This window comes from Pseudonocardia adelaidensis (assembly GCF_039543345.1).
GTDB lineage: Bacteria > Actinomycetota > Actinomycetes > Mycobacteriales > Pseudonocardiaceae > Pseudonocardia > Pseudonocardia adelaidensis.
Genome location: NZ_BAABJO010000013.1, coordinates 68,310 through 82,012, shown reverse-complemented (window position 1 = coordinate 82,012; position 13,703 = coordinate 68,310). Strand labels below are relative to the sequence as shown.

Annotated in this window: 12 protein-coding genes; 5 read left to right on the top strand and 7 right to left on the bottom strand. The window is 73.4% G+C overall.

What is annotated here, in order from left to right:
- Positions 1-62 precede the first annotated feature (62 nt).
- The 3 genes from ABEA81_RS18975 to ABEA81_RS18965 form a co-directional block, all read right to left on the bottom strand.
- The gene (locus tag ABEA81_RS18975; protein WP_345606514.1) at positions 63-461 is read right to left on the bottom strand and encodes a hypothetical protein; all 399 of its coding nucleotides are present in this window, start codon (positions 459-461) and stop codon (positions 63-65) included.
- A gap of 237 nt (positions 462-698) precedes the next feature.
- Complete coding sequence (locus ABEA81_RS18970; RefSeq protein WP_345606513.1) at positions 699-3,314, bottom strand: helix-turn-helix transcriptional regulator; 2,616 nt, start codon at positions 3,312-3,314, stop codon at positions 699-701.
- A gap of 170 nt (positions 3,315-3,484) precedes the next feature.
- The gene (locus tag ABEA81_RS18965; RefSeq protein ID WP_345606512.1) at positions 3,485-4,081 is read right to left on the bottom strand and encodes a hypothetical protein; all 597 of its coding nucleotides are present in this window, start codon (positions 4,079-4,081) and stop codon (positions 3,485-3,487) included.
- Positions 4,082-4,273: 192 nt separating this feature from the next.
- On the opposite strand from ABEA81_RS18965, the gene ABEA81_RS18960 reads away from it, so the two are divergent.
- Positions 4,274-6,091 carry an Hsp70 family protein gene (locus tag ABEA81_RS18960; RefSeq protein WP_345606511.1) on the top strand — a complete coding sequence of 606 codons (1,818 nt, stop codon included), beginning with the start codon at positions 4,274-4,276 and terminating at the stop codon, positions 6,089-6,091.
- 27 nt (positions 6,092-6,118) lie between these two features.
- On the opposite strand, the gene ABEA81_RS18955 is transcribed toward ABEA81_RS18960, so the two are convergent.
- Positions 6,119-7,345 carry an MFS transporter gene (locus ABEA81_RS18955; protein ID WP_345606650.1) on the bottom strand — a complete coding sequence of 409 codons (1,227 nt, stop codon included), beginning with the start codon at positions 7,343-7,345 and terminating at the stop codon, positions 6,119-6,121.
- Positions 7,346-7,529: 184 nt separating this feature from the next.
- Here ABEA81_RS18955 and ABEA81_RS18950 point away from each other — a divergent pair, with 184 nt between their 5' ends.
- Positions 7,530-8,549 (top strand): LLM class flavin-dependent oxidoreductase, encoded by a 1,020-nt coding sequence (locus ABEA81_RS18950; protein WP_345606510.1) that lies wholly within the window; start codon positions 7,530-7,532, stop codon positions 8,547-8,549.
- 9 nt (positions 8,550-8,558) lie between these two features.
- On the opposite strand, the gene ABEA81_RS18945 is transcribed toward ABEA81_RS18950, so the two are convergent.
- The gene (locus tag ABEA81_RS18945; RefSeq protein ID WP_345606509.1) at positions 8,559-9,272 is read right to left on the bottom strand and encodes a VOC family protein; all 714 of its coding nucleotides are present in this window, start codon (positions 9,270-9,272) and stop codon (positions 8,559-8,561) included.
- 72 nt (positions 9,273-9,344) lie between these two features.
- Between ABEA81_RS18945 and ABEA81_RS18940 the strand changes: the two genes are divergently transcribed.
- Positions 9,345-9,698: an ArsR/SmtB family transcription factor gene (locus tag ABEA81_RS18940; protein WP_345606508.1), complete on the top strand. Its 354-nt coding sequence runs from the start codon at positions 9,345-9,347 to the stop codon at positions 9,696-9,698.
- 3 nt (positions 9,699-9,701) lie between these two features.
- Positions 9,702-10,187, top strand: a complete 486-nt coding sequence (locus tag ABEA81_RS18935; RefSeq protein ID WP_345606506.1) for an SRPBCC family protein — start codon at positions 9,702-9,704, stop codon at positions 10,185-10,187.
- Between the two features lie 233 nt (positions 10,188-10,420).
- Here ABEA81_RS18935 and ABEA81_RS18930 read toward each other — a convergent pair whose 3' ends face one another.
- Both ABEA81_RS18930 and ABEA81_RS18925 read right to left on the bottom strand, forming a co-directional pair.
- Positions 10,421-10,879 carry an SRPBCC family protein gene (locus tag ABEA81_RS18930; protein WP_345606505.1) on the bottom strand — a complete coding sequence of 153 codons (459 nt, stop codon included), beginning with the start codon at positions 10,877-10,879 and terminating at the stop codon, positions 10,421-10,423.
- A 956-nt stretch (positions 10,880-11,835) separates the two neighbouring features.
- Complete coding sequence (locus ABEA81_RS18925; protein ID WP_345606504.1) at positions 11,836-12,318, bottom strand: DUF1269 domain-containing protein; 483 nt, start codon at positions 12,316-12,318, stop codon at positions 11,836-11,838.
- 265 nt (positions 12,319-12,583) lie between these two features.
- On the opposite strand from ABEA81_RS18925, the gene ABEA81_RS18920 reads away from it, so the two are divergent.
- Positions 12,584-13,549 carry a universal stress protein gene (locus ABEA81_RS18920; RefSeq protein WP_345606503.1) on the top strand — a complete coding sequence of 322 codons (966 nt, stop codon included), beginning with the start codon at positions 12,584-12,586 and terminating at the stop codon, positions 13,547-13,549.
- The last annotated feature ends 154 nt before the right edge of the window (positions 13,550-13,703 follow it).

The window sequence follows — 13,703 nt, the reverse complement described above, 5'->3', positions numbered from 1 at the left end:
TCGGCGTACGTGCGCGGGCAACCGGGGCCGGCGGAGGTCGGCGGATCCGGCCGGCGCCCGGGTCACCCCCCGTTCCCCGGCACCCGGGCGCGGTCCCCGGGCCGGGGGGCGTCGCACTTCTCGCTCGCGGACGCCATGTCCGGGTCGTCGCCGTAGTACAGGGTGTATCCGTTGGCGTCCGGGTCCGGGAAGTCCTCCACGCCGTTCTCGCGCATGCACTTCGCGGACTCGCGGCGCTGCTTCAGCAGCTCCTGCAGCTCGGCGGGACTCGGAGGAGGCCCGGTGGGGCCGGTCCGATCGCCACTGTCACCGGTCTCGCCGGTCGCGTTCGAACCCGAGATGCCCGTTGCGGCGGGCGTCACGCCGCCACTGCTGCCGGTCTCGGCGGGTGCGTTCGAGCAGCCCGCACCGACCAGGGCGGCCAGGGCGATGGCGGCCAGCAGCCGTGGGGGGCGCGCCATGTGCCGTGCCGCGAGCGCGCCGGGGGCCGAGGATGACGAGGACGCCAGCGACCGGGCTGCTGTTCGTGCTGGTCCGCGGTAGGTCATGCCCCCAGCGAACGCGGCGTGGTGTTGCCGGGACGTATCTGTTTCTCGATATGCCGGCGATATGCCCCGGCTCGTAGCATCGAGAGCTCGACACCATCGCGCAACCGGATACCGGCCAGCAGCGAGGCGGCCGCCCGGGCGTCGCGCCGTCTAGGGCTGTTTGTCCCCGACCAGCATGCGGAGGTGGGCGAAGAGCTCACCCCGGCTCCCGGAGCCCAGCCGCTGGCGCATCCGGGCGACGTGGTTCTCGACGGTCTTCGCGGAGATGAACAGCTGCTCGCCGATCTGCTTGTACGTGAGACCGGACAGCACGAGCTCGGCGACCTCCCGCTCACGGCCGCTGATCGCACCGGCCGCGCTCTCGCCGGACTGTTGCTCCGGCACCTTCACGCGGCGCACCGGCTGGGCGCGGCCCGCGTCCGCGGGCGCCGGGCCGGACGGGGTCTCGGCCCCGCCCTGCAACGCGCGGGCGCAGCCGAGCAGGGCGTTCATGCTCTTGCGGTCCCGGCAGCGGATGGCGGCCTGGCTGGCGAGCCGCCCGCCTTCCCAGCTGAGACCGGCGCCGTGCAGGCCGCGGGCCGCGGCCTCCACCGCGTCCGCATCGACGTCGCCCGCGAGGCTGCGCAGCCATTCCCGGCCCGCCGCGGCCACGGCGGTGGCGTACCGGCTGGTCGGTGCCATGCGCTCCAGCGCGGCCGCGTGCCGCTGCGCGGTGGCGCCGTCGTCGGAGCCGATCGCGGCCTGGAGCCCGGACCAGTGCAGCGCCACCGCCCACAGCGGTGGGTCGCCCAACCGGTCGAGCAGCGCCTCCGCCTCGTCCAGGTACGGCTGTACCCAGCGCCGCTCGTTCAGGCGGGCCGCACCGACGACGAGCTCACCGAGCGGCTGCAACGAGTACAGGTCGACCGGGTGCCGGACGATCGCCTCGCGGGCCCGCCGCCACCCGGCGAGCAGCCCGGCGAGGTCGCCGGCCCGGCGGGCGAGCCCGACCTCGAGCGCGGCGGCCAGCAGCTCGTCCCTCGGCTCGAGCCGCCGCGTGGCCGACGCCGACTGCAGCAGCGCCCGCGCGTGGGCCCCGGACCCGCGGTGCATCGCGACCAGCGCCTGCAGGAGCAGGTGGCGGGCCGCGACGGCCCGGCCGCCCAGCTCCGCTGCCACGGCCTGGCCCAGCACGGACTGCGCCACGTCCAGCTCCCCGCAGTGGATCGCGACCAGCGCGGCCAGCGCTGCGGGCGTGTCCGGGAGCAGCGCCGCGCGGCCGGACGACCCCAGCAGCACCGCGGCGCGCGTGAGCTGGGAGAGGGCGGCGGTCGGGGTGCCGGCGACGGTGTCGTGGACGCCGTGGGCGAGCAGGGCCGCCGCGCCGGCCAGCACGGTCGGCGCCTGCCGCGCGCTCGCGGCGAGGACGTCGCGCGCCTCGTCGAGGGCGCCGATGCCGACGAGCGCGGGCACCGCGAGCGGGCTCGGTCCGCCGAACGGCTGCGCGGCGAGCCACCGGTACAGCTCGGCAGCGCGGCTCAACATCCCGCGGTGGGCGAGCACCGCGGCGGCCACCGCCACCGCGCGCTGGGCCGCGTCTCCGTCCACCGCGGCCGGTTCGCCGAGCACCTGGTCGGCGCGCCGCAGCGCCGCGTCCAGGTCGCCGGTCAGCAGCGCGGCCTCGGCGCGCCGGGCGGCCAGTGCCAGCGGGGGCGCCCCCGCCTCGACCGCGGCGTCGAACAGGTCCACCGCAAGGGGCAGGCATTCGCGCAGCGCCTCGTCACCGGCACGCTCGAAGGCGGCGGCGACGCGCGTGCCGGTGGCCCCGCTGCCGACCAGGCCGCGCGCGGCGACGAGCACGCTGCCGCCCGCGGCGAGCTGGATCTCGGCCAGCCTGCGCTGCAGCACCTGCCGGTGGGCAGCCGGGACCGCCCGCGTCAACGCGTGCCGCACCAGCGGCACGACCGCGCCGTCGGGGGCCATGAGGCCGGTCGCCGCGGCCCGGTCCAGCAGCTCACCCACCGCGGCGGGCGCCACGTCGAGCAGCGCGCCGAGCACCTCCGGGTCGACCGGAGCGCCGACGGTGCGGCCGAGCAGCAGGTCGCGGACGCCGACCGGCTGCGCGTCGATCTCGTACCCCAGCTGCCGGACGACGGCGGCGGGCGGCTCGCCGGCCGCGCCGAGCCGAGCGAGCGCCCGCTCGTCGCGCAGCCCCACGAGCAGCCGGTCGACGAGGTCCGGCGAGCCGCCGGTCTGCTCGAACACCAGGTCCACCAGCTCGGCCGTGGGCCGCTCGCCCAGCAGCAGGTTCGCGCGGGCGGCGACGCCCGGCCGGTCCAGCGGGCCCAGGACGACCGGGCCACGGCCCGCCCCGAACGCGACGGCGACCGCGGCGAGGGACCCGCCACGCGGCCACGGCCGGTGGGCGAGCACGACCCGCGACTCCGGTTCGGCGCCCCACGCCCGCACCCGTTCCAGTGCCGCGTCGTCGAGCAGGTGGGCGTCGTCGACGAGCAACGCGACGTCCTGGTCGAACGGCTCGTCGGACCCCGGGGCGTCGGTGCGGACGGCGACACCCGCGCCTGCGTACAGCGCGCCCAGCAGGCCGAGCAGCACGCTCTTGCCGCTGCCGCCCGGCCCGACCACGACGGTGCGACGTGGCTCCGCGGGGGCCGATGCGACATCCCGGTACAGCCTGCGAGCGGCGGGCGCGCCGGCGAGCCCGCTGTCGGACCCGCCGGTCTCGGCCTTCACCGCGGCCATCACGGTCCGGCCTCTCGTCTGCACCGGAGCATGCCCTCCCGTGTCGATGCCGTCGCCGAACGCCGTACCTGACGCTGCCGCTGCGAGCCCGGGGAGCCCGCTCAGGGCAGCGACCCGGCCTCGTACAGGAGACGCCCGAAAGGGCGCTGATACACAGTGCGCGCGGTATGGACTCGGCGGCCGGGACCGGGGCGTTAGCTCATGTCGAACGGTTCGCCGGCGTCGTCCGCGCCGTCGTCGGGGATGCCGTCGTCCGGGATGCCGTCGTCGAAGGAGTCGGCCGGGCCCGGCAGGTCGATCTCCGCGGGCGCCGGCGCGGCGAACGGGTCGTCCACCCCGAGATCGTCCAGATGCTGGTCCGGCTGGTCGGTCGCGACGTCGTCGAGCCCGGGGCCGTCGGTCGGTGGTGGCGCGTCCGGCGGCGCATCGAGGAACGCCGGGTCCTGGTCGAGGACGCCGTCGAGGTCCACGCCGTCGTCCGGCCCGCCGCCGACGGCACCGAGCGTGTCGTAGCCGACGACGTCGAGGTGCTCGTTCTGGGCGAGCTCGCGCAGGTAGCGGTCGGCGTGCTCCTCGGGGGTCTCTCCGGGCTGCGGCGCGGGCGGGACGAGCGCGGGCCCACCGCCCGAGGAGAAGTCGGCGCGGAGGTTGTCGAGGAAGATCGGGAGCAGCTCGGTCACCTCGACGGCGCTGAACCCGTGGGCGTGCGCGATCACGGACGGGCTGGCCCCGGGGCTGTCCAGGATCATCCGCGTGACCTCCCAGATGGAGGCGCTCGGATCGGCAGACACGTAGCAACCCTACGAAGTCCGGCGCGGGCCGCAATCCGGGATGCAACGGAGTCGGAAGGCGCCCGGATCGGACCCGGGTGACCGCCCACCTTGGGGGGTTTAGGGGATCGGACCGCGACTTGCCCGCCGGGGGATGACCCCGGGCCACGCCGACGTGGAGGCTCCCGTCGGAACGGGCGTAGGGGGCCACCCATGAGTTACCAACTCGGGATCGATCTCGGCACGACGTACACGGCGGCGGCCGTGTCCCGTGCGACGGAGCAGCAGCACGCCGACCCGGAGATGGTGTCGCTGGGCGACCGGGCGGTGCAGGTGCCGTCCGTGCTGTACCTCGCCCCCGACCGTGCTGTTCTGGTAGGCGAGGCGGCCGAGCGACGGGCGGCCACCGACCCGGACCGCGTGGTGCGCGAGTTCAAGCGGCAGGTGGGCGACGAGATCCCGCTGGTGGTCGGCGGCACGCCACACCCGGCGCACGAGCTGGCCGCGACGCTGGTGGCCTGGGTCGTCGAGCGGGTGGCCGAGCGCGAGGGCGGCCCGGCGCGGCGCATCGCGCTGACCCACCCCGCCTCGTGGGGGGCGCACAAGAAGGACCTGCTGCACGGCGCACTGGTCGCCCGCGGGCTGGACGTGACGTTCCTGGCCGAACCGCAGGCCGCCGCCCTCAGCTATGCGGCGGCGGAGCGCGTCGAGCGCGGGTCCACGATCGCCGTCTACGACCTCGGCGGTGGCACGTTCGACTCGGCGGTCGTCCGCAAGAACGGCACGTTCGCGCTGCTCGGCCGCCCGGAGGGCATCGACCGGCTCGGCGGCGTCGACTTCGACGACGCGGTGTTCACGCACGTCCGCGACGCCGTCGGGAACGCGTTCGACCAGCTCGACCCGGCCGACGAGACCGCGGTGGCCGCGGTGTCCCGGCTCCGCCGCGAGTGCAAGGAGGCGAAGGAGGCGCTGTCGGTCGACACCGAGGTGCGCATCGCCGTCCTGCTCCCCGGGCTGCAGACCGCGGTGCGCCTGACGCGCGGCGAGTTCGAGGCGATGATCCGCCCGCAACTCGAGGAGAGCGTCGACGCGCTGCACCGCGCGGTGGCGTCGGCCGGCCTCGTGCCGACGGACCTGAGCGCCGTGCTGCTCGTGGGCGGCTCCTCGCGGATCCCGCTGGTGGCCCAGCTGGTCTCGGCCGGGTTCGACCGCCCGGTGGCGGTGGACGCCGACCCGAAGAACGCGATCGCACTGGGCGCCGCGCTGTCGATCTCACCGCGCCCGGAGTCGTGGCCTGCCGCGAACATCCCGCCCGTCGCACCGGCCACCGAGCCGGTGCAGGTCGTCGAGGCAGCACACCTCTCGCCCATCCCCGACCCGCCGCGCCCGCCCGTGCCCTCCATCGCATCGAGCGTCTCACCTCCCGTGACGACCGGCGGGGCCCGCCGGCCGGCCCTGGTGTTCGGTGCCGGCGGCCTGCTGGTCGCGGCCGCGATCGGCGCCGCGCTCCTGTACGCCCCCGAGAGCCCGACCCCGACCCCCACGGTCGGCAGCACCACGTCCGTCGTGGTGGTGCCCCAGCTCACCGAGGTCTCGGCCCCCGCACCGGCGGCGGACAACCAGGGCGGCAACCGGGCGCCGGCCCGGGACCAAGGCCGGCCGGCACCGCAACGCGCACCCCAGAACCAGGGCGGCGGTGGCGGTCCCGCCCAGCCGCCGCCCGACGAGGCGAAGAACGACCCGCCGACCACCACGACGACACCACCCACCACCACGACAACGACCACCACCACCACCACCGAGCCGGAAGGCGGCACCACCCCCGGCGGCGGCACCCCCGGCGGCAGCACCGAGCCCGCCGGTGGCACCGAGCCCGCCGGTGGCACCGAACCCGCCGGCGGCGCCAACCCCGGCGGCGGCGAGAAGGGCGGCCCCGCCGCCGGCGCTGGCACGAACCCGGCGGGCGGCGGCGGCGAGGAAGGCGGTGCCGAGAAGGCCGGCGGCGAGGAGAGCGGCGCCGAAGCACCATGAGGCGACTTCACAGATCCAGCACGGGCTTCACAGAAGGCCGGCCGTGTGTGAAGCCGGGGCGGGGTCTGTGAAGTAGGACCTGCGGAGCAGGAGCGGGGTCACCAGGAGCAGCGCGCCGGCCGCCGCGATCGCCGTACGCGGGTCCGTCACGGCGGCCACCAGGCCCCAGAGGGCCGTCGTGGCCGCGACCGTGAGCTTGGTGGTGACCGACCAGGCCGACAACGTCCGCGCGACCCGCCCCGCCGGGATCTGGTCGAGGCGGTAGGCGCCGAGCACCGTGTTGTACACGCTCGCGCAGGTGATCAGCCCGAGCTCGACGGCCATGACCAGCACGAGCCCACCGACGCCCGGACGGACGAACGCCAGCCCGACGGGCCAGCAAGCCCGCAGCACCCCGGCGATGCGCAGGACCCGGCGCCGTCCGAGCCGGGCGACGAGCCGCGGGGCGAGCCGCGAGCCGACCAGACCACCGAGGCAGGGCACCGCGAACGCGAGGCCGTACTGCCACGGCGTGAACCCGAGGTCGTCGAGCATCAGCACCGCGAGCAGCGGCGCCCCCGCCATGATCAGGCCGTTGACCAGCGCCGTGTTGCACAGCAGCGCGCGCAGCGTCCGATGGCCCAGCAGGTACCGCCACCCGTCGGCCAGGTCCCGCGCGCGCAGCCGGCCCGGCTCCGCCCGACCTGGCGCCGGTTCCGTCCCGCCGATCGCCCGGATGCCGGCCGCCGAGAGCAGGTAGCTGACCGCGTCGACCGCCACCATCGTCACGGGACCGAGGAGGCCCATCGCGGCGCCGCCGAGCGGAGGTCCGACCGCGGTCGCGGTCCAGGTCGTGGACTCGAACCGGCCGTTCGCCACCACCAGCGCCTCCGGTGGCACGAGCTGTTTCAGGTACGCGCCTGCCGCGGCCTGGAACGTGATGTCTGCCGCCGCGACCACGACCGCCACGACCACGAGCTGGCCGTAGGTGAGCCACCCCAACGCGAACGCCACCGGGATGCTCGCCATCGCGGCGAACCGCGTCAGGTCCATCGCGATCATCACCGGGCGCTTGCGGCGGAACTCGACCCACGGACCGAGCGGCAGCGCCACCACCGCCCCCACCGCGAGCCCCGCCGCCGCCAGCGCCGAGACCGCCGCAGGCCCGGCGTGCAGGACGAAGATCGCGATCAGCGTGAACGCGTTGAAGCCGAGCCAGGTGCCGAACGTGCTGACCGCGTACGCGCCCCAGAGCCACCCGAACCGCCGCCCCAACCTCACCGGGTGATCAAACACCTTGGCGCAGACAACGTCGCACACCCGAGGGCCACTCCGCACAGGGCCGGCCCCGTGCGAAGTCGGTCATCGATGTGCGAAGTGACGCTGGTCGAGAGCAACGATCGCCCACGAGCAGGACGGGACGCGGAATGCCGCTCGTCACCGCCCAGTTGGTTGCAGCGTGAAGAAGATTGGCTTCCTGTCCTTCGGGCACTGGTCGGAGTCGCCGCACTCGATGGTGCGGTCGGGGTCGGACGCCCTGCTGCAGTCGATCGAGCTGGCGGTGGCCGCGGAGGAGGCGGGCGCCGACGGTGCGTACTACCGGGTGCACCACTTCGCCCAGCAGCTCGCCTCGCCGTTCCCGCTGCTGGCCGCGGCCGGGGCGCGGACCAGCCGGATCGAGCTGGGCACGGCCGTGATCGACATGCGGTACGAGAACCCGCTCTACATGGCCGAGGACGCGGGCGCCGCCGATCTCATCTCCGGCGGCCGCCTCCAGCTGGGCATCAGCCGCGGGTCGCCCGAGCAGGTGATCGACGGCTTCCGCTACTTCGGGCACGTGCCGCCCGAGGGCATGAGCGACGCCGACATGGCCCGGGAGCACACCAAGGTGTTCCTCGAGGTGCTCACGGGCAAGGGCTTCGCCCGGCCCAACCCCCGCCCGATGTTCCCCAACCCGCCGGGGCTGCTGCGGGTCGAGCCGCACTCGCCGGGACTGCGGGACCGGATCTGGTGGGGCGCCGGCACCCGGGCGACCGCCGAGTGGACCGCCGAGCGGGGGCTGAACCTGATGAGCTCGACGCTGCTCACCGAGGACACCGGTGTGCCCTTCCACCAGCTCCAGGCCGAGCAGATCCAGCGGTTCCGGGACGCGTGGAAGGCCGCGGGACACGAGCGCGAGCCGCGCGTCTCGGTCAGCCGCAGCATCTTCCCGATCGTCGACGACCTCGACCGCCAGCTCTTCTGGCAGGAACGGCACAGCACCGACCAGGTCGGCTTCCTGGACGGCGGCAGCGCCCGCTTCGGCCGGACGTACGCGGGTGAGCCGGACAAGCTGGTCGAGGAGCTCGCCGAGGACGAGGCGATCGCCGCCGCCGACACGCTGCTGCTCACCGTGCCCAACCAGCTGGGCGTCGAGTACAACGCCCACGTCATCGAGAGCGTGCTCACCCACATCGCCCCGGAGCTGGGCTGGCGCTGACCGGCGACGTCAACCCGGCGGCGCCGGGAGCACGCAGAACTCGTTCCCGGACGGATCGGTGAACACGAGCCAGGGGAGCTCGCCCGCCCGGCTCACCTGCCGCGCCCCCTTGTCGGTGAGACGCGCGGACGGGTCACCGTCCCCCGGGTCGGCGCGGACGTCCAGGTGCAGCGGGTTCTTCCCCCGTTTCGGCTCCGGCTCCGGGCAGAGCTCGAGCAGCGGCCCGGCCCCGGAGGGATGGCGCAGGGTCACCGCGCCGGCCGTCCCATTCCATGGGATCCAGCCGGTGATCTCGGCCCAGAACGCGGCGTCCCGATCGGGATCCGCGCTGTCGAGCGGCAGCGCCGCGATCGGCCCGGTCCCGCGGTAGGCCTCCCGGTCCTCCATCACGCAGAACGCGTTGCCCTCCGGGTCGGCGAGCACCACCCACGGCACCTCGCCCTGACCGATGTCGGTGTGGGTGGCCCCCAGCCCCACCAGGCGCTCGACCACGTCGCGCTGCCGGGCACCGCCCGCGAGATCGAGGTGCAGGCGCGCCGGTGCCGAGGACGGCGCCGCGACGCGCTGGAAGCACAGGTCGAGGAAGGCATCGCCGGACAGGATCATCCGGGCTTCGAAGCACTCCGGCCGATCGGTCATCGGCTCGGCATCGAGTGCGGCAGCCCAGAACCGGCCGAGCCGGCGCGGGTCGCGGGCGTCCCAGACGACGTTCTCGAGGTGCATCGCCGCAGAGTGCCAGATGCCCGCGAGCGCACCCCTTGACAACATGCAACCGATTGGTTGTATGTTTGGCGCATGGCCGACACGGAGGAGGAGCGGGCGGACGCCCTGTTCCACGCACTCGCCGACCGCACCCGGCGCGACATCATGCGCAGGGTCCTGGCCGGGGAGCACTCGGTCTCCACACTCGCGGCGAAGTACGACATGAGCTTCGCGGCGGTGCAGAAACACGTCGCCGTCCTGGAGAAGGCCGGCCTGCTCACCAAGCGCCGCAACGGCCGCGAGCAGCTGGCCAGCGGCGACGTGACGGCGGTGCGGTCGGTCGCCTCCATGCTCACCGAGCTGGAACAGCTCTGGCGCGGCCGCATCGCGCGCATCGACGATCTGATCGCATCCGACACCGCAACCCACCCCGACCGGGAGGACTGAACAATGCCCGTCACCGACGTCCAGCACGACCTCGACACCCGGACGCTGACCATCACCGCCGAGTTCGCCGCACCCGCCGAGCGGATCTGGCAGATCTACGCCGACCCGCGCCAGCTCGAGAAGATCTGGGGTCCCCCGACCTACCCCGCGACCGTCGTCGAGCACGACCTCACGCCCGGAGGCCGGGTGCACTACTTCATGACCAGCCCGGAAGGCGAGAAGTTCGCCGGGTACTGGAACGTCACGGCCGTCGAGGAGCCGCGGAGCTTCTCGTTCGAGGACGGGTTCGCCGACCTGGACTTCAACCCGAACCCCGACCTGCCGGTCTCGACCAACGTCTACACCTTCACCGAGCACGACGGCCGCACCCGCGCGACCTACGTGGCCACCTACGACACCGCGGAAGGGCTGGAGAAGGTGCTGGCGATGGGGGTCGTCGAGGGCGCCAGCTCCGCGATCAACCAGATCGACGAGCTCCTCGCGTCCTGAAACGGCGGGGGCGGGTGAGCGACCTGTTCCACGCCGGCCGGTTCGTCCTCCCGACGACCCGGCCGGAACCGGCACCTCACCCCGACGTGACGGTGGCCCACGGAGGGCCGGTCGCCGACTGATGTGCGAGCGCCGGATCCACGCCCGATCAACGACGGCGACCCCCGGGTGCCCCATCAGATCTGGGGTACGAGGAATGCCAGATCGGGCCGGGCCGACGTGCCGCGGGGGCGTCAGACGGTTTCCACCGACTCACTCCCGTGCTCGCGCACCGCGATCCGCGCCAGCTTGGTCAGCATCATGCCGTTGCGGATCGCGACGAGGTAGTCGACGGGTAGTCCGTGCATCCTCGTGCCCGGGCCCCGGAGGGGGTGCCAGTCGAGGACGAAGAGGGTGTGCTCGCCCCACGGGATCAGGTTCATGACGATTCGGGCGGCACCACATGGGCCAGCCTTGGCTTCCAGTTCCAGGCGGCGTTGCGGTTCGCAGATGCGGACGACGCAGGTGTCGTCGAGCGTCAGGGAGCCCACGCCGACGCGGACCCGCAGGCAGGCGCCCACGTCGGGCCAGTGCGGGTCCGCCGCCAGGATCTGCTGGGTTCCCGTCACCCACTCCCCGTAGCGGTAGCCGTCGGACAACAGGCCCCAGACCTCGGGGGGCGAGCTGAGGATCAAACGGCGGTTGCGGGCCACGCAGACACTCCTAACGACCGCTGCGGCGGGCACGAACGCCTTCCGGCCGCAGCACGGTCTGTGACGCTAGCCACACTCCATGCTCGCGGCAAGCGGACCGCGCTTCCCGCTACGACGGCGCTGTAGGTCGACGCACGAAACGCCGGGCGAGGCCCCCGACCCGGTCGGGGGTACGGACCGAGTTCAACGACGGGTCGGCTGTGGGCTCGGCGGTTCCGGCTGATGCCCCAGACGGCGGCCGTGGCGATGGCGGAGGCGATGGCGGAGGCGAGGGAGCCGACGCCGAGGATGAGCGGCACGCTGAGTGCGGTGACGATGCCCCGGCCGAGAAGCGGCTCGTAGAAGAGCTGCTTGTACCCGTAGCCCGCGGCGGCGCTCGTGGTGTGGGCGGGGTCGGCCATCTCGGCGAGGATGAAGCCGGTGGCGACGTTCCCTTGCGACTGGCCGTAGTCGGCGATGCCGCGATGCCGCCGAAGACAAGGTTGATCATGAGGCCGGGCGGGACGGAGAGCACGTGGACGGTCTGCGCGGGGATGGGGCTCCAGCCGGCCGTGACCGTCCCGAGCACCAGCGGTCCGGCCAGCAGGACCAGGAAGCCGGCCAGCACGCTCGCCGGGACGTAGACCGCGGCGAGCCACGGCAGGGCGTGGCGCAGCAGCATGCCGCAGATGAGCGCGATCCGAGGAACACCAACGAGAGGCCGGCCCGTTGCGCGTCGTCGAGCGCGCCGAACACCAGGGCTGCCTGGCAGATCCGGCGATCGGCGCGATACCGCAGCGCGACACCCCTTCCGCCTCGGCGCACTCTCCCTGGCCGCCGCTGCCGCCGTCCCTGTCCCCGCCCCGGGTCCGCCCACCGATCGCGACGTCAGCGCAACCCGGACGGCACCCTGCCCACGGCGAAGGCCGCGAAATGCGGCGGTGTTCCGGCTCGTACAACTATTCCGAGCGATCTTCTCAGCTCCCGGAAAGTTCCTCGGCGAGCTCCCGCTCATCGCTTTCGGACAGCGAGGTCTTGAGGATGGTGCCGGCGAAGGGCTGCATCGCGTTTGCGAACTTGTCCTCGGTGATCTTCAATGCCATGATCACCACGGCGGAGTGCCCGGGTTCGACGAGGTGTTCCACGCGGTTGCGGAAGCTCGCATCGATGCCCGATTGGTTCAGCTTGCCCATGAGCGCGCCGATCGCGCCGCCCAGCAGGACCATGCCCGGCACGAGGAACAGGAGGCCGAGCAGGAGGCCGAAGAGCGCACCGGACGCTGCGGACGCGCCGATGACCCGCGCGGGTGTGTCGACGTGAACCTTGCCGTCGGCGTCGACGTCGACGATGGCGAGTCCGCGCAGATCGACGATGAAGTCCTGCTGCAAGCGCTGCACCTCCTCGTACGCCTGCCGCGCGGTCTGGGGATTCTCGTACCCGATCACGATCAGATCTGACATCTGCTTGCCTCCCTCGATCAGCCGAGTCCTGGCGTTCTGAAATCAATCTGTTCCGACGGTACCGTTGGGGGCTAGATCATGCCGACGCGCTCATGGACATCGCTGAGAAGGAGCAGACAGCTCGGGTATCACCTCGATTCCTGACCATCAGAATGTCCTGGGCATGAGGGCGGGGATCGGGCCGGGCGCCGGCCCGACCGTGCACCGCCCCGGGAGGGCCGGGTGCTCGTCATCGACGGCGAGGGATCGCTCCATCGGCTGCACGATGGCTCAGCGGCTGTCGCAACGGCGCGCCCGCGGGCTAGGTTCGGATCCGACGCTCTCGCGGGGAGGTCATCACATGACCGGTCGGATCGTCGTCGGCATCGACGGCTCACAGCCGAGCGGCAACGCGCTCGAATGGGCGGTGGCCCGAGCCCGCCTCGGGGGCGAACAGCTCGAGCTCATCAACACCTACAGCCTCACCGCCGACATCGACTTCTACGGCTACCAGAGAACCGCGGCGAGCCAGCCCGTGGAGTGGTTCATCGAGTTCTCCGAAGAGGTGCTCGACGCCGCGGCGGCACGCGTACGCGAGCTTGCGCCCGACCTGACCTGCACCACGACATCGCAGGTGGGCCACCCCGCCCACGTTCTGGCGGCGGCTTCGGAGGGTGCGGACGCCCTCGTCGTCGGTCGACGCGGCCTGGGTAGCGCCGCGAGTGCCCTTCTCGGTTCGGTGAGCAACCGGCTGACCATCCAGGCGAGATGCCCGCTGGTCGTCGTCGGAGGGGACGAGCTCCCGACGACGGGCCCGATCGTCGTGGGCGTCGACGAATCGGAGTTCGGCACGAACGCGCTGCGCTACGCGATCGGCGAGGCGGCCGTGCGCGGGACCTCGGTGAGAGCGGTCGCCGCCTACGAGATTCCGTACCAGGCGCTCCGGGTGGTGCCTGACCCGGAGCTCGTTGCGCGGATGGGGGCGAACGTCGAGGCGGAGGCGGCCGGCACCATCACCCGGGCGCTCGAGGAGGCACAGAAGACGGAACCCGCCTCGGTGAGCGTGGACCACGTCGTGGTGGAAGGCCACGCCGCTCACGCGATCCTCGGTCAGGCGGAAGATGCGCAGCTGATCGTGGTCGGCACGCACGGCAAGGGCCTGATCCGCCGCATCCTGCTCGGGTCGGTGAGCCGGCAGGTCCTGAGCGATGCCGACCGGCCGGTCGCCGTCATCGATCTTCCCGGCACCTGATCCCCGCCGGTCGGAGCTTCGAGACACCGTGCGGCGGCCGGACCCGGGCGGGCCGGCGAGGGGCCGGACCCAGCCGTTGGTCAGGACGACCTTCAGCGCACCGGTCTCCACGGAGCGAAGGAAGGTGTCGTAGCCGGCCTCGGTCTTACCGAGC